The organism is Algoriphagus sp. AGSA1, assembly GCF_021390545.1.
Lineage (GTDB): Bacteria > Bacteroidota > Bacteroidia > Cytophagales > Cyclobacteriaceae > Algoriphagus.
This window is the reverse complement of the sequence record NZ_JAJUWR010000054.1, coordinates 1-26,557: the sequence shown is the minus strand read 5'-3', so window position 1 is coordinate 26,557 and position 26,557 is coordinate 1. Positions and strand designations below refer to the sequence as shown.

The window sequence follows — 26,557 nt, the reverse complement described above, 5'->3', positions numbered from 1 at the left end:
GCAAACGCTCCACTGGCGCTTGTGCACATCAATACCAATGAATAACTTAGGAGAAACTTCGGTGTCCATGATATATTCTTTTTGGTTCTGTCCTTAAAACGAACCAGATTATATCATGGGAACTATACGGAATGCGGACGAAGATGCCAAAATAAAAGCTTTTCCCAAAAGCCTTCGGGAAGGTGAAGTTCCTATGGAATTGATCCGGGATTCTGTGGGTGTGAGCTAAGCGCATCTACCTCATTGCCTTCAACTTCACCCCCATATATATGCAGGATCACCGTGGCATCCTTTTCCTGTTCCAACTCAATAAACTGTCTCAGCGCCCGGGATAGCGTTTCGATTTGTCTAGCTATCAATCCTTGCATGGGGAAATGGATTAGCGTTCTCAGATATAATCGCATCTATTTTCGCATCGACCCGTTTCTCTAGATCTTTAAGCTCACTACAAATTTCTGCCCAGTTATACATTATTTAGAGGGGATTGACTTGGTGACAAAGATCTGCTGTTTCCGGCCTAAAAGGAAGAGACCAAGTAGGATGTGTGATAAGCTGTGCCGGATTTTAATTTTATTTTCATACCCAAAAACCTCAAATTCTCCTCATTTTTCTCTCATTTCCCCAAAAAACACCCTAGTGCAATTCGTGACCGAAGCCATTCAGGAAAGGGATAGGGATTAAGGAGCCTATTGGTAAAGAATAGAGTAAACAAAGCCCAACATTAATCTGACTATTTTTAGCAAGTGCTATATTGAGGTGGTTCATTTTATATGATATTGGACATGAAATAACTATATTGTCTTTTGTGAGATTTGTTCTACAGATTTAAAAATGGCTAAAACCAGAAAACTGAACGTCAACACATCAACAATTTCGGTCATTCATCAGAACGAGACGGACTATATCAGTTTGACCGATATGACCACTTCATTTCGGGAGGGAAGTGGACTTATAGGGAAATGGATCACCAACAAAAACACCTTGGAATACATAGGTGTTTGGGAGAAAATCAACAACCCGGATTTCAATTACCCCGAATTCGGGGTAATTGGACAGGAAGCAGGAACAAACAGGTTTATAATGTCTGTTGGGCAATGGATTGACAGGACAAAGGCAGTTGGTATGCTTGTGAAGGCTGGTCGCTATGGTGGGACGTATGCACACAAGGACATTGCGTTTCACTTTGCGATGTGGCTAAGTCCCGAGTTTCAGATTTATCTGGTCAAAGAGTTTCAGCGACTGAAAGACGATGAAAATGACCGCCTAAAACTTGACTGGGATTTCCAGCGAACACTTGCCAAAGTAAATTACCATATCCATACCGATGCGATTAAAGAAAACCTGATTCCGGATGCAATCAGCAAACAACAGGCATCTTTTATCTACGCCAGTGAAGCTGATGTGCTCAATATGGCACTCTTTGGGAAGACTGCCAAGCAGTGGCGCAACGAGAATCCTGACCTCAAAGGGAATATCCGTGATTATGCCGCCATTGAGCAACTGGTTGTCCTATCCAACATGGAAAGCACCAATGCCTTATTGCTGCATCAAGGCATGGAGCAGGGCAAACGGCTTATCCAACTAAACGAAATGGCTATTACCCAGATCAAGTCACTCTTAAGTCATACTACCGCTATAAAGAAACTGAAATGAAAGCAAAGGAGGACTAAAAGATATAATTATGTGAAACGACCGGAAAACACCTCATTTCCTTCATATTTCCTCCCATTTCCCCAAAAAAATACCCTATGCAAGGTATGTTTTCATATCATTTTTTTCCTTTTCTTGCGTACAGCCTTTTAGTTTTTGAAATCGAAGATCCCGAGATGCGAAGCGATTCGGGAACGACCAACCTACTTCTTACCCTTAATCTCCATCTGGAGCAGGATCGATCACCTCCTCTTTAAGGAGGAGGACGGGAGGAGGTAGAGATGCCAATTGCAAATTGGCAAGAATAGAAGGGTTGAATTACAAATTCAACCCTGTCCCAACGATAATTTGAATACACCCAGACGGGAAGACACCGATTTCACCGGATTTTAGTAAAAAATGCAAATAATTCCCTGCTTATCAGCGAAATATATCTTTTACCTGGTATGGGTTTTCTTTAGTATTTGCCATAAATTGTACTTGTCATTTACCGGATTTGTGCCGCAACAGAAAAGGTGAGGAAACACTGACAGATAACTTTCATTGTTCTTCCGGCCTTAAAACCAGAACCATATAAATACCCAAGCCATAAATCCTTTCAATTACCTATAACTACTTAAAGAGTAAACAAAGAATATTTATATGGACCGGTAACATTATTTTAAAGGACCCAGAGGATAGATTGGATTAACTAGGGATTAAAGTGATGTTTTTCAGAAAATGCCACTGATAAACATGAGATTACTGGTAAAACTCAGTAAAAACCTAAAGATGGGATAGTAAAACCTAAACATAATTATGGAAGAGTATATGGACTACAAAACAATTCTTTCTACTGCTATAGGTGTTGTTTTAGGTGGGGTTTTAACATGGCTGTTTAGCTGGTACTATGCCAGGCAAGCTGACAGGAAGTTGGATAAAGTGGTGGTTGATTTAATGAACCAAATACCAGAAAAATCTGCGAGCAAAGTCGTAAGTAATAATTTGTTTAATGCTATTCTAAGCGCAAGCCCATTAATAATAAGAATTATCTCAAAAATGGCAGAGAATTCTAAACCAGTAGGATCTGATAACCTTCAAGATCAAATGGATCCGGATAAGGATTCAGTGAACTCTTGAGCAACAGATCGTAGTCAAGTGTTTTACATCATTAGAATTGGTGATTTAGTCCTGAATATTTGACTTCTAATTATTTTATCCATCTAGAATTAAACGTATTATAGTTATAAGCATAGACAAATTTATTATTGTAATTATGGAAGAGAAACCAATACCCAGATCAGTGAAGAAAAGACTTGATGGCTGGTTTATAACATTTTGGGCTTTTACGATTTGCCATTATTTATTTGGTATAGGTGGAGTCCTTGCCTCTACAATAGCTGCATCATATGATGATAATGATGTGTCAAGAACGTGTGGAACTATTGCCGCTGTTTGTATAGCGTTTGTTGGATTTGTCAAACCGGATGATAAGTATCGAAAGCATGTAATTGCATGGAGGATTCTTGATGAAAAAGTTAATCTGTATAGATTTGGGTTGATTGAGCTTAATGACTTAGTTGAAGGTATGAACCTTGCTGAAAAAACATTGGATCAATTGGAAAGAGAGGTTGGGAAATCAAAATAAATTATTCCGAAGGATATCCCCATTTTCAAATTATCTCTTTTCCAGTTAGGTGTTTTTTTCTGATCCTGCCCTGGTTCTCTTGCCTATAATTTTATATAAAGGAGGTGGAGTGGTGCTTCCTCCAGAATTTCTCGGAGCTAAATTCCGGCACCATTTTTCCCAACATCGTCATTTAGCGTTTTCTATCATCTGCGAAGCTGCCGTTTTTGAATTCCATTCATTAAATACCTAGTGATTTAAAAACTGACGCATACATAGAGCGTCAGCTTATCTGTTTGGTAGTTGGTCTTCCTGCACATTCTAAATACCGTATTTTTCTCTCCTGCCCGGGATAGTACTGATTTTCACCGGATTTTAGTAAAAAATGCAAATAATTCCCTGCTTATCAGCGAAATATACCTTGTATAGGGTATGTTTTTCCATCGTTTTATTCACTTTCTTGCACAAGTCTTTTAGTAGAAAACGACAAGCCAACTTTTAAAGCATTCTTCTGGGCTTAAATCCGGAAACCTATCTAAACAAATCCAAAGTAGATCTAGCGCAGAGCTAACGAGTCCGCCACATACTGGTTAGTAACAGCCTAATTCAAAGCATTCACTGCCAAACTCTAAGTGGTGATTGGATCGAAGAGTGTGTGTTGTAAAATTTATGTAATCATAAAATTTCAACATCCCATTAATTATCGCTACCAGTCTATTTCCAAAAGAAACAAGTAATAGTTATAGCCGACTTGTATTGTATCCTGCCGGGCTTAAATCCGGAATGCAACAAATACCTTTTGAAACTGACATGGATGATAGCACAAAACGAGCACTTTCTCTCTTCAGAGCTTGTCCCGAGGGCTGGGGTGAGGTGGAAAAGTCAATTTCAAATTAGTGAGGATATTAAGGTGGAATTACAAATTCCACCCAGTCGATACGAGCGATTTGACTACTCCGAGCAGGAGAAAACAAGAAGCCAACTTTATAGCAACTTTCTGGAAATACAGACAGAACCAATTTTTTTTTTTTTTGGATTTGATATTAAAAGTATAAGAAAACAAATTATAAATTGGTAAAGGAATTAATGAAGTAAAATTTAAATAGAAGAAGTTAAGTATTTTGACAAAGAGTCAATTGGTATATAAATGGATTAATGTACTTGTGTATAGCCTAACAACTAGAATCTATAAAAACAACTAACAGTTATTACTAATAGTTTTTAAGCTATTATACCTTTTGGGAATATGTTTCCTTTAGAAGTAAATTTCATTATCGGAGTATTTGTTTTACATTTAATTATTATACATCGTGGGCACCATAAGTAATATCAAAACTAGCAATTCATCAGAATGGGATGAGTTGAAAAATAAATCTATTGATGAGTCATTAAAAGTAATTTATGACTGGATCAATTTAAAATCACGGGAAATGTGTGATTGGTATTGGCAAAGTATCAAGGAAAAAAAGATTTCCTCCTTACTTTCCAGATCCATTGCAGTTTTTTTTCTAATTGTAGGAACTATATTTCCTTTACTAGCGGCGGTAATGGATCCTGCAAAACTTAAATTGTTGTTTACACAATTAGGTGTAGCAATGTTAGTAATTGCAGGGCTTTTGACGTTAGCAGATAGGATTTTTGGATGGTCTAGTGGCTGGATGAGATATATCCAAACGGTGACATCAATGGAGAATTTGGTTGGTGTATACAAAATAGAATGGGCTAATTATATTGCATTGAAAACAACCCCATTGGAAATGGCTGATTTAATTGTGCTATTTAATTTAACAATAGCGTTGCATAACGAATTATTAAAATTACTTTCTGAAGAAACAAATAAATGGATAATTGAATTTAATGCTAGCATTTCTCTTTTGGAGGCTACGATTAAAGCACAAAGAGATGAGGCTGAAAAGAAACTAGATGTTATACGAACTAATTTGTCTGAAAGTAATAAGGAGGAATTGGCTAAGAAAAATGCTGAAGAGAAAACAAAGAAAAACGGCTCTATACAAGTGTTCTTTAGTTTTAAAGATAATAAGCCAGAAGCCCTAAAATTAAACTTGGATGATTCAGGAACGTTTGATTTTTTGGGACTTTCTTGGGCAATGTTAGATGTAAAACCTGGAACTCATATCCTGAATATTAATACGACAACCAATCCTATAGTGGTGAGAAAAATAATTATTGATGTGAAACCTTCTGAAACCGCTAAGGAAACAATAGTGATGTCTTCATAGATAAGTGATACTATCTCAAGAGTCTTTTAGCAGGAAACAAATAACCAACTTTTATAATGTTCTTCTGAATGTGCCTCCAGAACCCATTCATTTCCGAATCTGTAAGCATAATGATAGCAGAGTAATGCGCCCTCTCTCTTCTGAAATGAGACCGTACCGAAGGATATCCCGATATCTTAAGATTGGGTGAGGGAGTTACAGATTCTCAAGCAAACCTGCCTTTAAAACAGTTATTGCTGGCGGCTTCATTTCGAGTTATAGTGCATGTATAATTTTCTAACAAAATTTAAATTCTATGGATTCTTACAAAACAGGTAATGGAACGCAACAGGTTCGACTAGCAGTAGATATTACCAGCAATGGCATTGCTACTACTCGCGGTTTTCTTATTACATCCACTAGCCGGGACGCTATTTCAGGCTGTGCTTCAAAAGATGCTACAGGAGACATTATTCAGGTACCAATCGGACAAGCTTCCGATCTTCAGGGAAACGAACTCCTACTTGTTACCGACATTCTTCTTTTTTGGCCGGATGAAGAAACACGCAAGATAGAGTTCGAAAAGATCACAGCAAGGTATGTGATGGATGATGGGGAAGAGCAGCACAAAGAATTTTCCGAAGCGGACTTAAAAGTGAATGCCCTGGGAGATTTTACTGAAGTGGTACTGTGGAAAACTATTAAACTAGGGTGAGCATGAAGAAGATTTTCACATACTTTTTGGCGGTATTTTGCATAAGTCAAGTAGCCGCACAAACAACAGAGAAAGAAGCCGAAAACAAGGCTGTCCCGCATTCCAGTGCATTTAAGTTGGTAGATGTTTCTCCCACGCTAATTGAAACACCTACTACACCTAAAGCATTTGGGTTGGGTATTTTGCAAAGCTTTGACCAAAGTGGTGGCTGGCCCCAGAATTATTCTGCGGAATTCACGCCCTACTGGTGGGCATTACCGAAGAACCGGGATGTATATAAATTTATAGGCATACGGAGAACTGAAGATCCCGTTACCAAATCAGAAATGTACCGTTCCAGCCCTTTTTCAGCTTTAAAGATGACAAATATTTCTATCGCATTTTTGCAGAAAGATCTTGTACCCGACAGTGTGGATAGTGCACAAAAAATATTTTCAGCAGGTTTGCGAACCACGATAATCCGCGTTTATACAGGGGCATATAATGAAAAACTCAGTACAATTATTAATGAGATCAGAAATTTTCAAGCAACACGTATGGCTGAGCGTATTGATGATCCAGACATTATTGCAGCACAATTATCTGGTGATAAAGAAAAATTGGCTCAAGCTATTACGAGATATTCTGAAAAGACAAGGGAAGAAGTTGAAAAGATGGTGCTGCGAATTCAAAATCATATTACTCAGAAACCAGTATATCAATGGGATCTTGCTGCGGCATATGCCTCTTATGGGATTGCCGATACAACCTGGAAAACAGGACGGGCTGCTATTTGGACAACGCAAAGTGTAAATTTGCTTTTAAATGCTCAGGGTGAAAGCTCAAAACAAAATTATCTAACTATTTCTGGCTATAGCCGCTATATGCGGGATAACTTCGCATTGAAGGAAGGAGGAATTGTAAGATCCAACAGCTTTGATATTGGGGGGAAATTAACGCTGGAATTAGATCCAATTAGCTTAGGAATCGAAGCTATTCACCGAAACTATGAATTGGAAGGCGATTTATTGTCACAACGTGTAATTGGATTCCTCAACTACCGAATCGCAAAAGATATCTATTTAAGTGGTGCCTTTGGCAACGATTTTGGATTAGACAAAACAAAAATCATGGCACTGTTTGGGCTCAACTGGGGCTTTGGCAGCGAGAAACTGACTTTCAGCGACTAAATCCTAGTATTTGTGTAGTAACGAGAAATAGATTTAGTCACCTACTAAACCGATTCTTGAAGCGATTACCCTTGTGAATACCCAAGAATTCATTAGTTTGGCTAGACCCTAGGTTTCTCTTTTCGACGCGGAGACTCATCTGTTTTTTTATCCTGAATAGTGGGAAGAGGTAGAAGAAAAATGCTTCTATAAGGGAGAAAATGGAAAGTATTTGCTAACAAAAATCCTTGGTAATCACTAAGAACGTGGCTTCAGCTCGTTCCTGAGATAAACCATAGTTCCACCGGGGGCTTTAGCCCAATTTTAAACATTCATCAAATGGATTCCCCCTTCACCACATCCTCCAAGAACTCCCCAATCTCCCTTCCATCCATAGCCTCCTCATCCGTCTCCTCAAACTCCTCAAATTCATGCCACTCATGATCCACAGCCGGATCATAGGGCGAGGCATGCAGTCTGGGCAGCCCCCACTTATCCGGGACAAAAAACTCCTCAGAAATCAACTTCGGAAGGAGTAGGGAAGCGGCTTCTTCCACAGTCATTCCCGCAGGATTAGAAAACACCACCGAGCCAAACTCCTTGTAGTTATGGGCGTCCCGGTAGCGGTAGTTCATTCTAAGATTCTTCATGCTGTAAAGAAAACCAGAACCTCAATATTTATGTAATCACTGTCAGAGGCTGTCAGGCTAATCCGTATAGAGTTCATACTTTTCCCAACCTCATTTCCCAAATCCTCTCCTCAACCCTCATAAACTTTCCCTCCGTAAAAGTATCCGTCTTGGTCTTATTGTACCTACAGTAGGTGAATACCACTCTCTATCAGAGCTAATCAAATAATACATAAGCTCGTTTTTAGGGCGGGCAGGAATGACGCAGCACGAGGGTGCGGCTGGATGGCGCTGTGGAAGTTTGCTGGCGTCTTGACTTTTCCTTCCCGCAACCTGGCCTCTCGCTAAAAATGTCCACTGGACATTTTATTAACGCTCGATCCCCATTGCGTCAAGGCAAAAGAACAAGAAAAAAACACCTTATAGCTATCAAAAAGTGTTAAAAGGGTGCGGAGGCAGCAAATTTTCTGCCCCTACACTCATCCCAGAACCTATACCCCTTGGGAATACCCCAGAATTCATTAGTTTGGCTACACCAAATGGAAGAAAAAACACAGGCACAGCGAAACCCAAAGTGGCACAGGGATGAAATCATCCTTGCCCTGGATCTATACTTTAAGCTGGAGCCTGGCCAGATCCATGGAAGAAACCCGGCTGTAATCGAGCTTTCCGAAGTGATCAATAGATTGCCGATTTTTGATATCCGTCCAGATATGGAGAAATTCCGGAATCCTAATGGAGTAGGGCTGAAGCTGAGCAACTTTCTGGCTATAGATCCTGAGTACCATGGCAAAGGGATGCAGTCTTTCAGCAAGCTGGATAAACTGGTATTTGATGAGTTTAATGGGAAGAAGAATGAACTTGCCCGGATTGCCAATACCATTAGAGCAACAGTCGCCAATCCCCAACTTCGGATGAAACTCTATGAGATCAACGAAGAACCTGAAGAGGCATTATTGGAGTTCCGGGAAGGTAAAGTGCTTTACAAACTACACAAATACAAAGAAAGAGACACTAAGCTAGTACTGGCGAAGAAAACCCAACACCTAAAAAAATATGGAGCACTGGACTGCGAGTCCTGCGACTTCAACTTCCAGGTCAAATACGGTGACCTGGGCAAGGGCTTTATCGAGTGCCATCACCAGACTCCGCTCTATCAGTACGACGGAATCCAGGAAACCCGGCTGGACGATTTGGCCCTGGTCTGTTCCAACTGCCATCGAATGCTGCATCGGGGCATGGATACGCTGAGTGTGGGGGATTTGAGGAGAATGATTTGAAATCTTACTGCGGAACCCGATTAGACTCTATGCCATAGGATACAGAATAATGATCAAACTACTATCCAAATACTTAAGCCTGATACTTGGGACTTTTTCCATAGTCCTGATTTTCATAATTTTTCTAAACCCACCGACTGATTATGATGCTGGTCCGATGATGGCCTATAACTTCTTTTTTTTCTTTCCCATGATGATAGGTGTCGCCTTGCTGACAGCAATAGCTTTGGTGATTGCAATAACTCGGGCAATAAAAAAATCAAATAGAACTTTAAGCATTCTCTCTATTTTAATAACCATACCCAGCCTCCTCTATTGTGGATGGGTTTTTATGAGGAGTGTATTGATTTATACAGAACCTGAACCCAAATATTTTTCCGATAGGATTGAAAATAACCGTACCAGTATTGTTTTAGAAGGAAAGACAATTCATTTAACAGGCTTCAAAGTTGGATCTGATTACAAAAGACGAAGAGTTTATATTTCTGGGATTCCATATTTTAATTCCGAATTTAAAATTGAAGATGCGTATTTCTGTCAAGGAGATTCCACATTCGAGCTCTTCTATGCTGCTAGCAAGGACTCAGTAGTTGTTTTCATCCCTAAAGCCGAGCCAATGTACCATGATGCTAGAAGTGAAAACTTACTTAAAGTACCCGTAAGAGCTATCCAACTCACTGACAGTGAAATGGCAGAACTTAAAAGCAACAGGGCTGATTCTATTAAACGATTCAATTGGGAGAAAGACAGGATCTATCTGGATAGACGAACGCCATAAAAGGAGATTTTGACCGGATCATCTGTTTACAAAGATTATATTACCATATAACTAACCAATAGCAGAATGGCTAGAAAAAAGAAACAGGACAATTTACCCTCATACGACCAATTTATGATCCCGCTTTTGCAGGGATTAAAAGAGCTAGGGGGATCAGGCACAATTGAGGAGTTAAACGAAAAAGTATATGCCCTACTGAATTTGACAGATGACGTCCTTGAAATTCCCCACTCTGAAAATGACTCTCGTTCTGAAACCGAATACCGCCTGGCCTGGACTAGGACATATTTGAAGAAAGCAGGGATTCTGGAAAATTCCTCCAGGGGAATTTGGACGTTGTCTGATAACGATTTGGATCCAAATGAAATCAATCCTGATGAAATTGTAAAATTGGTAAGAGAGAACACCAGAAAGGCAATATCCAAAGAGCGTAAACCCATAAATCCAAAGCTCCGAAACGAGGAAGTAGAAGATGAAATAGAGGATCTGATGGATTGGAAAGAGGAACTGATGTATGCTCTCCTAAAAATTGAGCCATCCGCATTTGAGCGTCTCTGCCAGAGGCTGCTGAGGGAAAGTGGTTTTGTACAGGTAGAAGTGACCGGCAAATCCGGTGATGGTGGCATTGACGGTAAAGGAATTGTAAGGATTAATGGTTTTTTAAGTTTCCATGTCTTTTTTCAGAGCAAACGGTACAAAGGCTCGGTAGGATCAGGTGACATCCGGGATTTCCGTGGTGCCATGCAGGGAAGGGCTGATAAAGGATTGTTTATTACCACTGGCAACTTTACGCGGGAAGCAATCAAAGAAGCTACAAGAGACGGTGCTCCTCCCATTGATCTCATAGACGGGGACCAGCTTTGCGATAAGCTCAAAGAATTCAACCTCGGAGTAAAAACCACACTAATAGAAGAGGTATCTATAGAGACTGATTGGTTCGAAAAGGTATAAGAGAACATACTGGAAAATTTTAGAAGCTGCGGAATTCTTTATCCCGTAAGCTAAAACCATCATTGATTTTCAGGTATTATTTTGGAGCCGCTTAGCAGCAATTCATCTTGAAATGTAGATAACTTTCTGTCATTTCCCCAAAAAAAACTAGGGACGACTGTTAAGAAAATGCTCGCGGCGGCGGGCTGTTTTAAGTGAGAGCCAGTCCTGATGTTTTAATCCCGAGAGCGAAGTGATTCGGGAAGCAAAGCGATATCGGGAAGGATGGGAGGAGGTAGGTAGTACAGCCAACTTTTATCACCCACCCGGGGTTAAATCCGGAAACCATCAAACACCTTATGATTCTGACTTTAGCATCATGCTCTTGACTCACTACAGAGCCTTCGCTAAAATCCATAGATAAGCTAGACTAGGACAAACGATTTATGGTCTTGATATGTCTTATGTTTAATCCGATGATCTTGGATCAGAATATAGGTCTTATGTAACTGTAATGTAACCGAGTTAATGGAAGTCGCACTTCAAAGGGTATGTGTACAGGGATTCTTATGTAACTGTCTAGTACCTTCCATGTCCATGAGATTTCTTTGTCTCTTGAAATCGGGCTTGTCTAAGGGATTTAGGTGTGTCTCTGGTGTCTATATCTAAGGTAATCATCTGTCGTTTGAGATTCCATATTGGACAACTAGCTTCTTTCATTGAGGAATCTATCAACATACAAATCAAATCGTATATCCAGTTGATAACCGTTTTATAATCTACCATTAATCCCATCCTGCTTAATAAAATAGGGGGATTTTATCAGCCAAACTTTTATCTTAGGAATTCTAACGCCTATCATAATTTTTAAATATCCATTGCCAGAATGACATTTTCCATCCTTGACATCAAAAGCAGCCTTGATCAAGCCTACCGTTTGATCATGCCATTACGCCAGGACCTGGACCGATTTAAGACTAATTTAAAGCAACTGATTGCTCAAATCAATGAAAAGGAATCTGAGGAGCATGTTAAGATATTCCTCATGGATTTTTTGAAGAATACATTTTATCATCCTGATTATCTGGTGGCTACCAAAGGAAAGGCTGATTTTGTAATCCATCTCGATAAGACTTCAAGTTCACCTGTGGGAGTGCTGTTCGAAGTGAAGAAACCTACAAACAAAGCAGAAATGGTGACGCGGGAAAACCTTAATACCCGGGCCATGCATGAGCTCATTCTTTATTTCCTGAGAGAACGGGTAAATAATAAAAATTACTCCCTGACAAATTTGATCATTACAAACATCTACGAATGGTTTGTGTTTGATGCAGCGCTGTTTGAGAAAATATTCACCACAAACACAAGATTGCAAAAGGCTTATAAAGAATGGGATGCCGGGCAATCGATCAGCTCTAAGACAGATCTGTTCTACAATGAGATTGCCAAGCCTTTTTTACAGGAATTGGACAAGGAAATTGCTTTTACGCATTTTGACTTAAGGGATTACCTGAAGATTATTGAGGCAGAAGGAGATCGGAATGACAAAAAACTTATTCCGCTATATAAGTTCTTCACGCCAGTCCATTTCTTGAAACTGCCATTTGTCAGTGATAGCAATACCTTGGACAAAGGTTTTTTTGCCGAGCTGCTTCATATCGTTGGGCTGGAAGAGACTAAGGAGCAATCCAAAAAAATAATCAGAAGACCCCCACTGGAAAATAGGGAAAGAGGTTCTTTGCTGGAAAACACCATTAATCTACTTCAGCTCGAAGGAACATGGAGATCTGTATCTTCTATCGAACAGTATGGTAAGAATAATGAGGAAAGAATTTTCAACATTGCGCTATCGCTGTGTCTTACCTGGATAAATAGAATCTTGTTCCTAAAGCTTTTGGAAGCTCAGTTGTTGAGGTACCATCAGGAAAACAAAGAATTTAGGTTCTTAAATTTCCGTACCATTCCCAACTTCGATGAACTGTATAAATTGTTCTTTCAGGTGCTTGCATTGCAGGCGATAGATCGCTCCGAATTTGTTCAGGGTAAGTTCTCGCACATACCGTATTTGAACAGTTCTCTTTTCGAGATATCAGAACTGGAAAAGGGAACTCTCCGCATCAATGCGCTGGATGACAATCTTAAAATGAAGACTTTTAAGTCGTCAATCTTAAAAAAGAGAGTCAAGAATTTTGAAGAGGAGCTGAATCCTCTGGAGTATCTTTTTTTATTCTTGGATGCCTATGATTTTTCTTCGGTAGGTAAAGAAGACGTTCAGGAGGAGAATAAATCCATTATCAATGCGGCAGTTCTTGGGCTTGTTTTCGAAAAGATCAATGGCTATAGGGATGGGGCTATCTACACACCGGGTGCCATCACCATGTATATGTGCAAGGAGACAATCCGCAGGGCAGTGCTTAAAAAATTCAAGGATGCCTTTTCCTGGGATATTGATAATCTGGATGATCTGAATAATTACATAGGGAATAAAAGAAAGACCACAGATATTCTCGAATACAATAGGTTACTGGATAGTATTAAAATAATTGATCCTGCGGTGGGGTCAGGCCACTTCTTGGTTTCCAGTCTGAATGAGTTGATTCTGATCAAAGCTGAATTGGGGATTTTGGCAGATAGCTCGGGTAGGGTAATTACAGATATTCAGGTTACGATAGCCAATGACGAGCTTATTCTTCTCCGAAGAAATACGCAGGATTTCTTTGACTATCAGGTGAAAAAGGATTCATCGGGAAATTGGAAGATTGATCCGGAATCACAGAGAATCCAGGAGACTATTTTTAATGAGAAGCGGAGGATTATAGAAGGATGTTTGTTTGGAGTGGATATAAACCCTAATTCTTCCAAAATATGCCGGCTAAGACTATGGATTGAGCTGCTGAAGAATGCCTATTATAAAGTGGCAGGCGATGGAGAGCAGAGCAAAATCCTTGAACTGGAAACCCTGCCTAATATCGACATCAACATTAAATCCGGCAATTCACTTTTGTCTAAATACCCACTTAATGAAGATCTGTCTGAGGTGTTCAGAAAGCAGAATTTCAGTGTGGCCATCTACCAAGATGCAGTGGAAAGCTATAAGAACACCCCGAATAAAGAAGCGAAGGAAGACTTAAAGCAGTTTATCAGAAAAATCAAGGAGCAGTTCAGAGAGTCGGTTAGCCGTAGAGACCCAAAACGTAAGCGATTGGCGGAGTTCCGCGGGCAGCTGTCCTTACTTCAGAATAACTTTGATTTATTCGGTCAGAAAAAAAGCCAAAAAGACGTAAAGTCAGAGTCCAAAAAATGGGAAGCCAAAATTGCTAAGATCGAAGCGGAAATCAACGAAATAGAAAGCAATGCAATCTATAAGAATGCCTTTGAATGGAGGATTGAATTTCCAGAGGTTTTGGACTCAAAAGGAGATTTCGAAGGCTTTGAGGTCGTGATTGGTAATCCACCTTATATCCAGCTGCAAAAGATGGGAGAGGATGCCGATGTGCTTCAAAAGATGGGTTTCGAGACCTACGTACGCACGGGGGATATCTATTCGCTTTTTTATGAACTGGGCATGAATATTCTGAAGCCCGGTTATTATCTGGGTTTTATTACCTCCAACAAGTGGATGCGGGCAAGTTACGGGCAGAGTCTGAGGAAGTTCTTTTTGGAGAAAACCAACCCGCTGCAGCTGATTGATTTTGGTGGGTATCAGGTCTTTGCCTCTGCTACTGTGGACACGAATATATTGGTAGCACAGAAGGAAGTTTTTTCGGGTTCAGTACAAACCTGCCTGATCAATAAATCTATCGGGAGCTTGGAAAAAATGAGCGTTTTTATCGGGCAAAACTCATCCATTCAAAAATCATTTTCTGAAGGTGCTGGATGGGTGATCCTCTCCCCAATAGAAGAGCGGATAAAACAAAAGATAGAAGCAGCAGGTACTCCATTGAAGGATTGGGATGTATCCATATACAGAGGAATCCTCACTGGCTACAATGAGGCCTTCATTATTGATCAGCAAACGCGTGATCGGCTGGTGCAGGCTTCAGCTAAAAATGCTGAAATTATACGTCCGATTTTAAGAGGCAGGGATATAAAAAGATATAATGCAACTTATGCATCCTATTGGTTGATAAACACGCACAATGGAATAAAATCCTCAAATATTGGTAGGATTGACGTTCAGGCCGATTTTCCAGATATTTACGAGCATTTAAATGAATACAAAGATTCGTTAGAAATTAGATTGGATAAAGGTGATCACTGGACAAATCTTCGAAATTGTGCATATCTAGATGATCTCGCAAAAGATAAAATTGTTTGGATAGAGTTGACAGATAAGCCAAATTTTTATCTTGATACAGATGGGTTTTATTTAAATAATACAATCTTTTTCCTGTCTGGCAAAAGACTACCATTTCTTCTTTCATTTCTCAACTCTAAATTGTCTGAATGGTATTTTTCAAAAATAGCCGCTACTTCAGGAGCTGGTACTAGGAGATGGATCAAATTATATATTGATCAAATTCATATTCCTCAGATAGTCAATTCAGAATTTGAGGATAAAATATCGGCTTTAGTTTTAGAAATACAAGAATTAAAAAAAGCGGGTATAGATACTGATGAATTAGAGAAAACTATTGACCGTGAAATTTATAATCTTTTCGAACTAACTCCTGACGAGATAGAAATTTTAGACACATACTGATTTCAGCTGTCAACTTTCATAGTATCCTCTAGATAGAGGATATCAAGGCTCTCTCATCACTTGAAAAGTTTAAAGAATCGAATAAGAGTTCATCTATTTGACGCTCTTCATTGTCAGATGTTTTGCCCTCTTTATGCAATGCAATAATTTCTTTTACCAAATTATAAATTTTAGTTTGATCCTTCTTTTGTAGATTAGGTATCGGCATTTTTTCAACGAACATTGGCTTGAACTCCGTATACCCTCCATTTCTAGAGACACCTAATTGTTTAATGTAATAATTCCCTATACTCGAATTTAAAATACCTATAATAAAAAGATCGCTAGAAGTAAAAAATGGTGAAGGAGCATTTATTATATATCCTTCAGGTACAAAACTAAACTGGGACCTTATTGATAAATTACCCCAAGCTATCTTTGGATGATCGAATTCACTTAGATAGGAACAATTACGCAAATTTGTCCAATGCTTGCCTTTGTCTAACCTTAATTCTAGGCTCTTCTGAAACTGCTTTAGATACTCATAAATTGTTGGGTAGTCTTTTGGTACATCAATAGCATCAATTCCTTCTGCCCTGATTCCATTATGAGAATTTATAATCCATTGACCAGTCCATTCAAACTGATATCTTTTAATGTTTCTGCCTAAAAGAATCGGACGTATAATTTCAGCAGCTTTAGGGCATTTCTCTACTAATTCATCCCTCTTCTTTTGATCAATGATGAAAGCTTCGTTAAAGCCTGTTTTGATACCATAGTTGATCTGCACATCCCAATCCTTAAGAGGTGTGCCAGCCTTTTCGATTTTTGCTTTTATCCTAGCTTCGATCTCTGAAAGTATGACCCAGCCCGAAGTAGAAGAGAAGGCAGACTGAGGCACACTATTCTGCCCGATAAAAACGCTCCATATCTCTTATCAAAAATACCTAGGATTATAGGACTTAAATCCCTTATTGCCCGCTTTCTGATTACTTATTATTTACTATTAAACTGATCACTATGATTTATGGGTACATCCGTGTAAGTACGGATAAGCAAACAACAGAAAATCAGTCTTTTGAGATTCTGAATTTCGCAAAAACAAAAGGGCTGGAAATCGATGAATGGATGGAAGAAACCATTTCATCCACCAAAAAGATGGAAGTAAGGAAATTCGGCAAGTTGCTCAAAAAAATGAAAAAGGGGGATACATTAATCGTGTCGGAGCTTTCTAGGATGGGAAGAAACCTAATGCAGATAATGAAGATTCTACACGATTGCATGGAAACGGACATCATGGTCTATACAGTCAAAGAGAAATATGAACTCGGCAACAACATCAACTCAAAGGTGCTTGCATTTGCATTTGGCTTGTCGGCAGAGATTGAGCGCAACCTGATCTCCCAGCGTACCAAAGAAGCACTGGCCCGTAGAAAGGCAGAAGGCCAGATACTGGGCCGTCCCAAAGGGAGCAAGTCCAAATCCCTGAAACTTACCGGGAAAGAAGAGAAAATCAGGCGCTACCTAGACAAGAAGGTTTCCTACAGCGCCATAGCCAGACTTATGGGCGTAAACCGCATGACGGTAGCGAGTTTTGTAAAGGAGAAAATGGACTAAGTCTAATGACCCGGCGTAATAAAGCGCTGGGTCTAAACCAACTGCATATAGTAGGATTTATAAATCAATTAGTTATATTCTATCCTTGATTTTTAATTTTTAACACTATGCCTGAATATCCACATCTGCTTTATACCAAAAATCCTGCGAAAACAAATGGATTTAAGAAAACTAGAGGCCGTGACTCTAAAAAAGAAGAAGAAAAACCAGAGCTGGCTCCTCCAATATCGGAAGAGAAAAAACGATTCCTTGCAGCGAGATTAGATGCTTATAATTCAGCTGTGTCTGAAAGAGTAAGAAAAAAGACACTCCCAATTCCCGCGCATATAGATCTTATTGAGATTGATTTTCATGTCACGTTTGATAAAGAACTGCAAAACCACTTTTTCAGAACCTACGACTTGTATCCCATAGAGCTATCCCACTTTAACAAAAATGTTCTATTCAGTATAGGAAGTAAGAAGCTGTTTGAAAATTTCTTCACGGATATCATTACAATTAGCAGCCTCAAGAAGGGGGAGGATCACCGTAAGCAGTCTTTTTCCAGAATGGCTCTGATTAGCGATTTCTTTCTTCTGGACAATACGCATAGAAAAGGTGTGCTTTCAGGGCAGGAAGGTTATGTTTTGACTATTTGCGATATTTTGGAATACACTGAAGGAAAAGAGCAGCTGAATTACTTAAGAAATTATCTGAAATCTGAGGGTGTGGAAGTATCCAGCACACGGGAAGCTACGAATCTCCTTTTTCTTAAAAATGGCTTTTCAAGCTTGGATAAGATCTTGGTAGAGAACTTTGATATTATCAGACTGATCACCTCTGCCCGGGTTCCGGTGATAAAACCTGGAACAGTAGCTACTCCTATCCGCAGTTACGGATTTAATGTTTCTGTTGAAGAGGACTTGCCTATAGTATGCGTGGTAGATACGGGGATTCAAGCACAGGTGGAACCGCTCACAGAGCTTATGACGGATATTGCCATTGACCATACCGGTACAACTCCCCGTTGGGATGAAGTCGGTCATGGTACAGCAGTAGCTGGTCTAATAGCATTCGGAACTGATTTTTATGATTTTTCACTTGAGGAAATTCCGGCTAAGGCTAGGTTAGCTGTGCTCAAGGTAATTCATGAACAAAATGATGACCTCAATGTAGTAGCCTTAATTCAGGACATTAGAGAGTTGTATCTTAGTTATGATATCAGAATCTTCAATATTTCCTTAAATCTTCCAGGCTCAAAACCTTACAATGGAGCTATCGGTAAGTTTGCATTTGAATTGGATAAACTGGCCTATGAATTGGATATTTTGATCATCAATTCAGTCGGGAATTACCTGATTGAAGATTTTGAATACTTTGTCAGTGAAGGAACACTGGATTTAAACGCTCATTACCCCTCATTTTTTTACCAGACTACTCCGGAGATTGAAGGGCATTCCTGTGACCTTACCAATCTTCAGGAACCTTCAGAGTCTATGAATAACCTTTCAGTTGGTGCACTGGCGGGTAATTTTGAAACAGAAATATCGGATGGAATCACACCCGCAAAAGAATATCCGGCTTTCTATTCCAGAAAATCACACTGGGATACATCCGCCCTAATCAATAATGTAAAGCTGAAAGGCACCCAGAATAATAAACACCTAAATAAGCCGGATCTGGTATTTGAAGGTGGGGATTATTTGAGCTTAGAAGCTGGAATGGAAGTCCTCTCCAGTCCACAAGGCCCATCTCCCTTCTTTGCTAGATTGGCCGGAACCAGCTTGGCCGCTCCACTTATCACCTCTATGGTGGCCCAGTTGGTAAAGGAATATCCAGCCCTTAAAATGACTTCCATAAAAGCTCTCCTGATAAATTCGGCTGAATCACCCGCTGGAAAAAACCCTCAGGACTTTAATTCAGCAGATACTAAAAAGTTGTTCCGTAAACTGACAGGACACGGCAGACCAAATCCTGATCGGCTCATCGAAAGTAATGAGAACGCAATCACTTTTGTGATAGAAGATTCCATCAACTTTGACGGTTTTTATTCTTTCGATCTGAGATTTCCAAATTGGGTATTGTCCACCAGTAATAAAATTGAGTTAACTGCTACGCTGGTATACAAATTCCTTCCCATACCCAATAATCATTTAGCCTACCTGCCGCTACATATCTCCTTTGGAATATTCAAACCAATGGATATAGCCGTAATGTCTCAGCAGGATTTAGATAATTTTCAATTAAGATCGGGAGTGTCTTGGGCAGAAGACCATTTTGGGGTGGAGGACAGGGTGTTTTCCAATGTTCAGAAAATATGCTTCAATATTTCCAGTCATCACTTCGATGTGGGTAACCCTTCTGTGGCCATTGCAATGCGGTGTTATGGAAAGTCAACTATCCCCGAAGCTAACTTTAGACATTTGAGGGAATCAAACCATCCTTTTTCTCTAGTGATAGGATTACGGGAAATCCCCAGAACAAAGAAGTCCAAACTTTCGGGATCGCTTTACAATGACATCGAGGCATTGAACGAATTACAGGCAATCGCAGATCTGGAAGCAGGATCTTCGGTGGAGGGAGGGATTTAAGCCTTTCCTGTGCTTAGCAAAGCAACCTTTTCGGCTTCAATCAGCTTTTCCCAGATAGCCTTGTCTATCGTCACTTTGGCAGGAACCAGATCAGTCTCTAGTTTATAGAGACTGCGTTTCATGGCAGAGATCAGCGTTTTTTGGATACTGTAATACGATAAACCTTTGGCCTTCTGGATCAGCTTCTTCACACCTGCTTTACTGCCAAGGGTAAATACTCCCCGTTTCAGCGTCAACTGGATAAGTTCCTCTATCTCTTCTTCACCGGGAATTTCAAAACCCACCTGTGTATCAAACCTTCTCACCAGTGCATCATCCAGCATGCCTACCTGATTGGTGGCAGCGATTACAATGGTGGACTGTGGGAGATAGTCAAATAGCTGCAGGATAGTATTGACCACCCGCTTCATTTCTCCATGGTCTTGGCTATAGTCCCGTACTTTGCCCAGAGAATCAAACTCATCCAAAAAAAGGATGCAGTCACCTGCTGCTGCTTTTTTGAAGATCTTTGCCAGATTTTTACTGGTTTCCCCAAGTTTGGAAGATACGATGGCTCCTAGATTGACCACCAACAGAATTTTCTCCAATTCTCCTGCTATGACATACGAGGCCAGAGTTTTTCCACAGCCGGACGGACCATAGAAAAGAATCTTATGAGCCACCGGGAGATCCAATGCCTGAAGGAGAGATTTTTTGCGGTGTTCCAGGATAAAATGATCCAGAGATTCTTTTACCTGGGCATTGCTGATCAGATCCGTTAGTCTATAGTCCGAAGTCACCTGATCCAATATCAAGTCATCCACAGCTTTTTGTCCGGGAGTCTCCAAACGGATCCCGGAACTGACCTTCGATCCTCCGGCAGGGGAATGCTGACGTATGGCATCTTTCAGAATGGACTGCAGCTGTATGGCCAGATTGGTTTTCTTGCTTTTTCGGGCATGTTCGATCAGATCCTGAAGAGAATCCTTCAGCTTCTCCTGGTCATTTTCCAGCCCAAACCGGGCAATTTCTTTGATGTAGTCGAACTGTGTCAAGGGAGGAACACGTGATAATCACGTAAAATCTGCAATGTTTTACTTACAAATTACGTAATTATTTGATAAAGATTTGCAGCCTGCAAATTAAAAGCAAACAGAAAACAGTAAATAATAACAGAAGCTGTTAGTTTTTTTACACAATCTGTTGCACCCGGGATCAAGCTAGTTTCAGTGACTTTCCTTTTACCTCCCATTAGATCTGCACCAAGTCACGCTCGATGGAATATGACTGTTTGATGGATTGTCCTAAACTTAAGTTTAATAATGGCTTCAGTAAAAACCTTTGGTGGAAATTTTGTCTTGTCTATGGTTTCTGTGCGTAGATATTTCCTATATTAAGGTATTGAGTATGTTAACCCATCCCCCAATGCCCACACTTTTTTCTTACTGTATTCCCTATGACAATGGTAGTGCACCGAATCCATTTTGGGGTCTTTGTACATTAACTATTTGCAAGCCCGTAATTCGACGGGTTGCCAAAGTAGGAGATTGGATAGTTGCAACCGGATCTGCCAAGCATGGCTTTTCTGCTAAACTAGTCTATGCAATGGAAGTAACCGAGAAGCTGACATTAGCCGAATACGATGAGTACTGTAAAGCAAAGCTACCTGAAAAGCTTCCAGACCACCAGTCAGAGGATTATAGAAGATTGGCAGGAGATGCTATCTATGATTTTTCTGAACCAGTTCCTCAAATAAGAAAAGGCGTTCATGATGAAAGCAACAGGCAACGGGATCTAGGTGGTCAATATGCCCTTCTTTCTTCTCATTTCTATTATTTCGGGGATAATCCGATAGACATTCCCAGACACCTGTCTGGAATAATTAAGCAAAGTCAGGGGCATAAATCTCAATCCAATGGACATCATTTTAATGAATTTGTCAACTGGATTACTTCTATTGGATATGCCAAAAACATAATTCATTCGGAGCCTAAAGACCGGAGTTTCTTCACATCGGAGAAGGGCTATTTGAGACGTTGTGCTCAGTGTGATAAAGAATACGATGACATTGATGAAATATTAACTGGATTAGATCAGAAATAGAATAAATAGGAAGCAAATCTTCATACTAGTTAGGTAAGTCATTTGAAAATGATGGGTAGTTTTGTAGGCAGACCAAAAAACACCACATTTCCTTCACATTTTCCCTCATTTCCCCCAAATATACCCTGTACAGGAGGGACGAGCGTCAAGAAACAGTCCGGTGGACTGTTTTAGTGAGTAGCCAGCCTGCAGCGTTGCTTTTTAAATCGAAATTCCTTTTCTTGCTGATAGATTTTAGTTTTTGAAAACGACCAACCTACTTCTTATCCCTTCACGCCCATTTGGAGAAGGATCGATCGCCCTCTCTTCAGGAGAGGGCTGGGGTGAGGTAGGTAGAACAGCCAACTTTTATCACCCATTCGGGCTTAAATCCGGAAACCAATCAAACACCTGTTGATTCTGATATCTTGAGGATAGTGTCAAATCAGTGCCCTGTAAAATTTGAAGAGGGCGTTGGATAGGTTGAATGATCAACTACTTATTACCCCAACAGGTATAATTAAATAAATATGGACAAGGATAAAATCAAAGAAGAATTAATTTCGGAAATGGGAAAAGTGATTTTACAGTCAGAATCTTTTAATAGAGTAGAAGGTGTAATTGAGAAGCTAGAAATGTGGCAGAAAAAACTGAAGACTGTGAAAGGGTTTTCCGGATTGATTCTTGAAAATTTGAATAAAATTCTTGAAAGGCACAATGTTGAGTTTAGTAATGAGCTCGAAAAAAGTGAATTTATTGAATATATAAAACCTTCAATTCAAGATCTGATTGTGAGGCATATTAAGAATTAGATCTTGTAGATTATTGAATTAGCCACAGGTAATTACAAATTGACTTGGATATCATGATGATATTACAAATCCCACCCAGTCTACACGAGGCATTGACTAAGCCGAGGGAGGGATGTACCCATTTAAAATAAAATATATAGTATTATGACTGATAAAGAATATAAACAAATTATTGATAACCAAATAATTTTGGATAATAAACTAGACAGGATTTTAAACGAATTGAAAGTAATTAGGCAAGATGTTAATATTTCGATAGACAATCAAAGGTTGCTAGAAGGTTATGAGATTGATGTTAGGAACAGATTAGTTTCAATAGAAAGTAAAATTAAATAGATGATGAATAAGGAGGACTACAAATCCCACCCAGTCGACAAGAGCGATTTGACTACGCCGAGGGGGACAATTTTGCACCAAGTATTTCCCCAATAATGCCTATCTCATAATCTCCTTCAAAATCTACAAAAACTGTTTTATGAAATTAATTAAAGCTAGAATACAGAATTATAGAAGTATCAAAGATACTGGTGAGTTTGAAATAGAGGAGTTGAAAACAATAATGGTTGGGCCAAATGAAGCTGGAAAAACAGTTGTATTAAAAGCCTTACAACAATTAAATAGACCTTCAGGTGTGGAGGGCTTTGATGTAATACGAGATTACCCGAGGTCTCTTTACAATGATATTACATCAAAGAAAGTAAAAATAGAAGATATTGAGGTCGTTAGAGGGTATTTTAAATTAGATGATGAGGACAAGACTGTTGTACCTTCTGAATTTCATAATTGCACATATGTACTCTATAGAATGCTTAATGACAAAGGGATTCATTATATAGAAAATGCACCAATTAAAGTGAAATATGGAGATGTTAAGAAAGATTTTCAACGTTTATTGGCTCACCTTGATAAGCAGTTTTTAGCTGAGAGTGAAAAGGGGGGTACGACTGAAAAACCAAGTGAAGAATTTGCTAAAATTTCTTCTTCATTATATGATTGGAGTACTTTTTCGGCTGATAATTCAAAATCGATTATTGAATTTTTGAATGAAAAATATCCACTTGTAGATGAGGATAATGAAAAGGAAGAAGAAAGGCATTCAAAACTTACTGAGCTGATTAGGAAAAACCAAAAGCATGATGAAGTCCTAAAAATTTTAGGAAATAGAACACCTGTCTTTGTGTTATTCAATAATTACTTTAAAGTAAAGCCATCAGTGCATCTGGCACACTTGGCAGAAAGAGTAGAAAAAAACCTTCTAGAAGACGAATATTACGATTACGGAAATTTATGTTTACTAAAACTTCTTGGATTTACAGCAAAAGAGCTTTCTGAAATTGGAAATACTGAAAGTCCTAATTCTAATGATGCCGAAGCTCTCAAAGAATATAGAGACACACTAGATAATAGAACTTATCAATTAAATGCCGCTAGTATTAAGCTTACAACTGAAATTAGAGGTATATGGAATCCAAATCCTGAAAGACCCGAAGCTGAAAGATTAAGGATCTCGGCGGATGGTCAATACTTAAAAGTTATAGTTGAAGATGAACTTGGGGTAGAAATTGAGCTTGACCAACGTTCAGAAGGTTTCCAATGGTTAGTTTCGTTTTTTGTTGTATTTTTTGCAGAAGCAATGGACAAACATAAAAATGCTATTCTTTTATTAGACGAACCTGGTATGAGCCTTCACGGATTGAAACAGAGAGACTTTCGAGAAACGATTTCGAGACTTGCTAAGGAAAATCAGACTATTTACACTACTCATTCACCTTTCCTTGTTGGTCCAGACGAGTTGGATATTGTTAGAGTGGTGGAATTAAGGGACAGAAAAGATGGTACAAAAATACATACAACAATTTCATCAAGTGATCCAGCAGGATTATTGCCGTTGCAAGAAGCTTTAGGTTACGATTTAGCTCAAAGTCTATTTTCACAATCTAGAAACCTTATCCTCGAAGGCCTAACCGATTATTGGTATATAGAAGCTACTTCAACATTGTTAAGAGAAGATAAAGTGGTAAACCTTGATAATAAAATTGCTTTAGTCTTTGCTAATTCAGCAGGTAAAGTTGTTTATTACGCAACTATTTTGCACGCTCAAAAATTGAAAATTGCGGCATTACTTGATTCCGATGCTGCTGGTGACCAAGCAGCAGAGCAAGAAAATTTGGTTTATTCCCTAGGAAACAAAAATATACTTCGTACTAAAGATTTTTGTCCAGGAATTGCAAAGGCTGAAATTGAAGATTTGTTGCGAGAAACATTAATAACTATTGTTAAGGCAGAATATTCAAAAGACTGCAAAGCATTAGCCGATTCTCAGCCAACAAGACCAATTATCGATATCTTCACTAAAGAAGTTCCAAATTTTTCAAAATACAAATTAGCTAAGGCATTTCTAAGATGGTGTAAAACTAATGATTCTTCAAAATTATCTGCTGTTGAAAAAGAAAGCTGGAAAAATTTAATTGATAAAATTAATAAAGCGTTGAAATAATTGCTTGTTAGGCTAATAGAACCAAGGGCCTTCATAACAAAAAGATACTTAGGAAATGAATAGGGGAATTAGTTAATGATATTAGGTCGGGATTACAAATCCCATCAAATAGCTAGTAACGAATGACTACTCTCAGACTGAGATTTATGGAGCTATTTATAGTTTTTTCCTAAAAAAGAAGGAGTGGATTGAATGCATTTACAGCATTATAAAAATGCGAATAAAATTATATATGATAGATAAAACAGTTATAAAATTTCACTTATTTGACTTAGTCTTTACTCCATATAATGGGAATACTAAATCATCGAAATCAATATTAGTGGATTGCATTCAAAGAATTAATGATGAAAGAACTCAAAATGGTCAAGCAATTGTTTTAGATAGACACGAAGGAAGGAAAGATGAACTGCCTAGGAATTTATTTGTTGCATCAGCTGCATATAGTCATTTCGAGAAGAAATATAAATGTAGAATCGCTCTTATAAGAGCTGGGAAAATACCTACTCTTGTTAATAAAACTAATTATTCAATTGCTGAGTTTGATAAATTAGATTCTCATGATATAGCTGAAATAACTAACTTTTATATTGATGTTAATGGAAAGGTTCCAGTTGTGTGTTGTGAATTTAATTCTAATGGACCTAGAATTAATGATATAGAATATTATTTTAGACAAATTTCATCACATAAAATGCTTCGTATATCAAAATCTTGTAGGGCAATGATACACATGAAAATGCCTATAAATGATGTTTTAGATTCTATAAGTGATGTGTTAAAATTTGAGATAAAAGCAAGGCCAAATAGATTGAATTATCTCACAGCTGAAGTTCAAGGAGCATTTATAGGGAGTATGAATATGTTGGCTAATACAATACAACCTAGGTCTTTAAGAATAGACGCTTTTTTTAGAGATAGAGGGAAGAAGTCAAAAGAGTTACACGGGAAAAGAAATAATAAAGCTTTGGTTTTCGTAAAAAAAGTGCTATCAGCAATTCAAAAAGATAATAAAATTGCAGATGATATTGATGATTTTATGCTTGAATTTGAGAGAAAAGATGGTACAGAAGATGTTTTTAATTTATTAAAAGGAAAAGTTGAAATTGAAGCAGAATGTTCATTTAAAACGGCTGGAAATCTTAACACTAAAGAACTGTTTGAAAAAGTGTCTAAAGAATTTGGTAATTATTTAGAAAAATACAATGGCTAAAATTTTAGATAAATACTATGATAAGGGAGTGTTAGCTAAACTCTGTCCTTCCCTTCCCTTGGGGTACCCCAAGGGAATGGAACTAATTAATTAATTTTCTGTATTGATGTCCAGCTTGAGCCTCCCCTCAAATTTAATGGCCAGCTGCTGG

At 38.8% G+C, this 26,557-nt stretch carries 21 protein-coding genes; 17 read left to right on the top strand and 4 right to left on the bottom strand.

Going from position 1 to position 26,557, the window contains the following annotated elements:
* Positions 1 to 191: 191 nt before the first annotated feature.
* Complete coding sequence (locus tag LZF95_RS25120) at positions 192 to 368, bottom strand: hypothetical protein (protein ID WP_233758183.1); 177 nt, start codon at positions 366 to 368, stop codon at positions 192 to 194.
* Between the two features lie 463 nt (positions 369 to 831).
* On the opposite strand from LZF95_RS25120, the gene LZF95_RS25115 reads away from it, so the two are divergent.
* The 6 genes from LZF95_RS25115 (at position 832) to LZF95_RS25090 (ending at position 7,359) form a co-directional block, all read left to right on the top strand.
* The gene (locus LZF95_RS25115; protein ID WP_233758182.1) at positions 832 to 1,653 is read left to right on the top strand and encodes a KilA-N domain-containing protein; all 822 of its coding nucleotides are present in this window, start codon (positions 832 to 834) and stop codon (positions 1,651 to 1,653) included.
* 795 nt (positions 1,654 to 2,448) lie between these two features.
* Positions 2,449 to 2,769 carry a hypothetical protein gene (locus LZF95_RS25110; RefSeq protein ID WP_233758181.1) on the top strand — a complete coding sequence of 107 codons (321 nt, stop codon included), beginning with the start codon at positions 2,449 to 2,451 and terminating at the stop codon, positions 2,767 to 2,769.
* A gap of 136 nt (positions 2,770 to 2,905) precedes the next feature.
* The gene (locus LZF95_RS25105; RefSeq protein ID WP_233758180.1) at positions 2,906 to 3,277 is read left to right on the top strand and encodes a hypothetical protein; all 372 of its coding nucleotides are present in this window, start codon (positions 2,906 to 2,908) and stop codon (positions 3,275 to 3,277) included.
* Between the two features lie 1,289 nt (positions 3,278 to 4,566).
* Entirely contained in the window at positions 4,567 to 5,496 is a 930-nt protein-coding gene (locus LZF95_RS25100; protein WP_233758179.1) for an SLATT domain-containing protein, read from the top strand.
* Between the two features lie 295 nt (positions 5,497 to 5,791).
* The gene (locus tag LZF95_RS25095) at positions 5,792 to 6,190 is read left to right on the top strand and encodes a hypothetical protein (protein ID WP_233758178.1); all 399 of its coding nucleotides are present in this window, start codon (positions 5,792 to 5,794) and stop codon (positions 6,188 to 6,190) included.
* A gap of 2 nt (positions 6,191 to 6,192) precedes the next feature.
* Positions 6,193 to 7,359: a hypothetical protein gene (locus tag LZF95_RS25090; protein ID WP_233758177.1), complete on the top strand. Its 1,167-nt coding sequence runs from the start codon at positions 6,193 to 6,195 to the stop codon at positions 7,357 to 7,359.
* 314 nt (positions 7,360 to 7,673) lie between these two features.
* Here LZF95_RS25090 and LZF95_RS25085 read toward each other — a convergent pair whose 3' ends face one another.
* The gene (locus tag LZF95_RS25085; RefSeq protein WP_233758176.1) at positions 7,674 to 7,988 is read right to left on the bottom strand and encodes a hypothetical protein; all 315 of its coding nucleotides are present in this window, start codon (positions 7,986 to 7,988) and stop codon (positions 7,674 to 7,676) included.
* Positions 7,989 to 8,506: 518 nt separating this feature from the next.
* Between LZF95_RS25085 and LZF95_RS25080 the strand changes: the two genes are divergently transcribed.
* From LZF95_RS25080 to LZF95_RS25065, 4 genes are all read left to right on the top strand, one after another.
* Complete coding sequence (locus LZF95_RS25080) at positions 8,507 to 9,247, top strand: HNH endonuclease (RefSeq protein ID WP_233758175.1); 741 nt, start codon at positions 8,507 to 8,509, stop codon at positions 9,245 to 9,247.
* Positions 9,248 to 9,437: 190 nt separating this feature from the next.
* Positions 9,438 to 10,025: a hypothetical protein gene (locus tag LZF95_RS25075; protein ID WP_233758173.1), complete on the top strand. Its 588-nt coding sequence runs from the start codon at positions 9,438 to 9,440 to the stop codon at positions 10,023 to 10,025.
* A 66-nt stretch (positions 10,026 to 10,091) separates the two neighbouring features.
* Positions 10,092 to 10,976, top strand: a complete 885-nt coding sequence (locus tag LZF95_RS25070; protein ID WP_233758171.1) for a restriction endonuclease — start codon at positions 10,092 to 10,094, stop codon at positions 10,974 to 10,976.
* 865 nt (positions 10,977 to 11,841) lie between these two features.
* Positions 11,842 to 15,657, top strand: coding sequence for an Eco57I restriction-modification methylase domain-containing protein (locus LZF95_RS25065; protein ID WP_233758169.1), 3,816 nt, complete (start codon positions 11,842 to 11,844; stop codon positions 15,655 to 15,657).
* Positions 15,658 to 15,685: 28 nt separating this feature from the next.
* On the opposite strand, the gene LZF95_RS25060 is transcribed toward LZF95_RS25065, so the two are convergent.
* Complete coding sequence (locus LZF95_RS25060) at positions 15,686 to 16,537, bottom strand: BREX-1 system adenine-specific DNA-methyltransferase PglX (RefSeq protein WP_233758167.1); 852 nt, start codon at positions 16,535 to 16,537, stop codon at positions 15,686 to 15,688.
* Positions 16,538 to 16,656: 119 nt separating this feature from the next.
* Between LZF95_RS25060 and LZF95_RS25055 the strand changes: the two genes are divergently transcribed.
* Together LZF95_RS25055 and LZF95_RS25050 are read left to right on the top strand one after the other, a co-directional pair.
* The gene (locus LZF95_RS25055; RefSeq protein ID WP_233758165.1) at positions 16,657 to 17,253 is read left to right on the top strand and encodes a master DNA invertase Mpi family serine-type recombinase; all 597 of its coding nucleotides are present in this window, start codon (positions 16,657 to 16,659) and stop codon (positions 17,251 to 17,253) included.
* 107 nt (positions 17,254 to 17,360) lie between these two features.
* Positions 17,361 to 19,823, top strand: coding sequence for a S8 family peptidase (locus tag LZF95_RS25050; protein ID WP_233758163.1), 2,463 nt, complete (start codon positions 17,361 to 17,363; stop codon positions 19,821 to 19,823).
* On the opposite strand, the gene LZF95_RS25045 is transcribed toward LZF95_RS25050, so the two are convergent.
* A complete protein-coding gene (locus LZF95_RS25045) occupies positions 19,820 to 20,857 on the bottom strand; it encodes an AAA family ATPase (RefSeq protein ID WP_233758161.1) in 1,038 nt (345 codons plus the stop codon). The genes LZF95_RS25050 and LZF95_RS25045 overlap by 4 nt on opposite strands.
* Before the next feature lie 370 nt (positions 20,858 to 21,227).
* Here LZF95_RS25045 and LZF95_RS25040 point away from each other — a divergent pair, with 370 nt between their 5' ends.
* From LZF95_RS25040 to LZF95_RS25020, 5 genes are all read left to right on the top strand, one after another.
* A complete protein-coding gene (locus LZF95_RS25040) occupies positions 21,228 to 21,905 on the top strand; it encodes a hypothetical protein (RefSeq protein ID WP_233758159.1) in 678 nt (225 codons plus the stop codon).
* Between the two features lie 509 nt (positions 21,906 to 22,414).
* A complete protein-coding gene (locus tag LZF95_RS25035; RefSeq protein ID WP_233758158.1) occupies positions 22,415 to 22,696 on the top strand; it encodes a hypothetical protein in 282 nt (93 codons plus the stop codon).
* A 144-nt stretch (positions 22,697 to 22,840) separates the two neighbouring features.
* The gene (locus LZF95_RS25030) at positions 22,841 to 23,032 is read left to right on the top strand and encodes a hypothetical protein (protein ID WP_233758156.1); all 192 of its coding nucleotides are present in this window, start codon (positions 22,841 to 22,843) and stop codon (positions 23,030 to 23,032) included.
* Positions 23,033 to 23,171: 139 nt separating this feature from the next.
* Positions 23,172 to 25,193 carry an AAA family ATPase gene (locus LZF95_RS25025; RefSeq protein ID WP_233758154.1) on the top strand — a complete coding sequence of 674 codons (2,022 nt, stop codon included), beginning with the start codon at positions 23,172 to 23,174 and terminating at the stop codon, positions 25,191 to 25,193.
* A gap of 232 nt (positions 25,194 to 25,425) precedes the next feature.
* Complete coding sequence (locus LZF95_RS25020; protein ID WP_233758152.1) at positions 25,426 to 26,406, top strand: hypothetical protein; 981 nt, start codon at positions 25,426 to 25,428, stop codon at positions 26,404 to 26,406.
* Positions 26,407 to 26,557 lie beyond the last annotated feature (151 nt).

Excerpts from the sequence above, each read along its gene's own strand:
- LZF95_RS25110 (WP_233758181.1), top strand. The coding sequence starts at position 2,449 with ATGGAAGAGTATATGGACTACAAAACAATTCTTTCTACTGCTATAGGT.
- LZF95_RS25050 (WP_233758163.1), top strand. The coding sequence starts at position 17,361 with ATGCCTGAATATCCACATCTGCTTTATACCAAAAATCCTGCGAAAACA.
- LZF95_RS25115 (WP_233758182.1), top strand. The coding sequence starts at position 832 with ATGGCTAAAACCAGAAAACTGAACGTCAACACATCAACAATTTCGGTC.
- LZF95_RS25120 (WP_233758183.1), bottom strand. The coding sequence starts at position 368 with ATGCAAGGATTGATAGCTAGACAAATCGAAACGCTATCCCGGGCGCTG.
- LZF95_RS25040 (WP_233758159.1), top strand. The coding sequence starts at position 21,228 with ATGCCCACACTTTTTTCTTACTGTATTCCCTATGACAATGGTAGTGCA.
- LZF95_RS25105 (WP_233758180.1), top strand. The coding sequence starts at position 2,906 with ATGGAAGAGAAACCAATACCCAGATCAGTGAAGAAAAGACTTGATGGC.
- LZF95_RS25095 (WP_233758178.1), top strand. The coding sequence starts at position 5,792 with ATGGATTCTTACAAAACAGGTAATGGAACGCAACAGGTTCGACTAGCA.
- LZF95_RS25075 (WP_233758173.1), top strand. The coding sequence starts at position 9,438 with ATGATGATAGGTGTCGCCTTGCTGACAGCAATAGCTTTGGTGATTGCA.
- LZF95_RS25085 (WP_233758176.1), bottom strand. The coding sequence starts at position 7,988 with ATGAAGAATCTTAGAATGAACTACCGCTACCGGGACGCCCATAACTAC.
- LZF95_RS25090 (WP_233758177.1), top strand. The coding sequence starts at position 6,193 with ATGAAGAAGATTTTCACATACTTTTTGGCGGTATTTTGCATAAGTCAA.
- LZF95_RS25080 (WP_233758175.1), top strand. The coding sequence starts at position 8,507 with ATGGAAGAAAAAACACAGGCACAGCGAAACCCAAAGTGGCACAGGGAT.
- LZF95_RS25020 (WP_233758152.1), top strand. The coding sequence starts at position 25,426 with ATGATAGATAAAACAGTTATAAAATTTCACTTATTTGACTTAGTCTTT.
- LZF95_RS25030 (WP_233758156.1), top strand. The coding sequence starts at position 22,841 with ATGACTGATAAAGAATATAAACAAATTATTGATAACCAAATAATTTTG.
- LZF95_RS25070 (WP_233758171.1), top strand. The coding sequence starts at position 10,092 with ATGGCTAGAAAAAAGAAACAGGACAATTTACCCTCATACGACCAATTT.
- LZF95_RS25055 (WP_233758165.1), top strand. The coding sequence starts at position 16,657 with ATGATTTATGGGTACATCCGTGTAAGTACGGATAAGCAAACAACAGAA.
- LZF95_RS25065 (WP_233758169.1), top strand. The coding sequence starts at position 11,842 with ATGACATTTTCCATCCTTGACATCAAAAGCAGCCTTGATCAAGCCTAC.
- LZF95_RS25025 (WP_233758154.1), top strand. The coding sequence starts at position 23,172 with ATGAAATTAATTAAAGCTAGAATACAGAATTATAGAAGTATCAAAGAT.
- LZF95_RS25035 (WP_233758158.1), top strand. The coding sequence starts at position 22,415 with ATGGACAAGGATAAAATCAAAGAAGAATTAATTTCGGAAATGGGAAAA.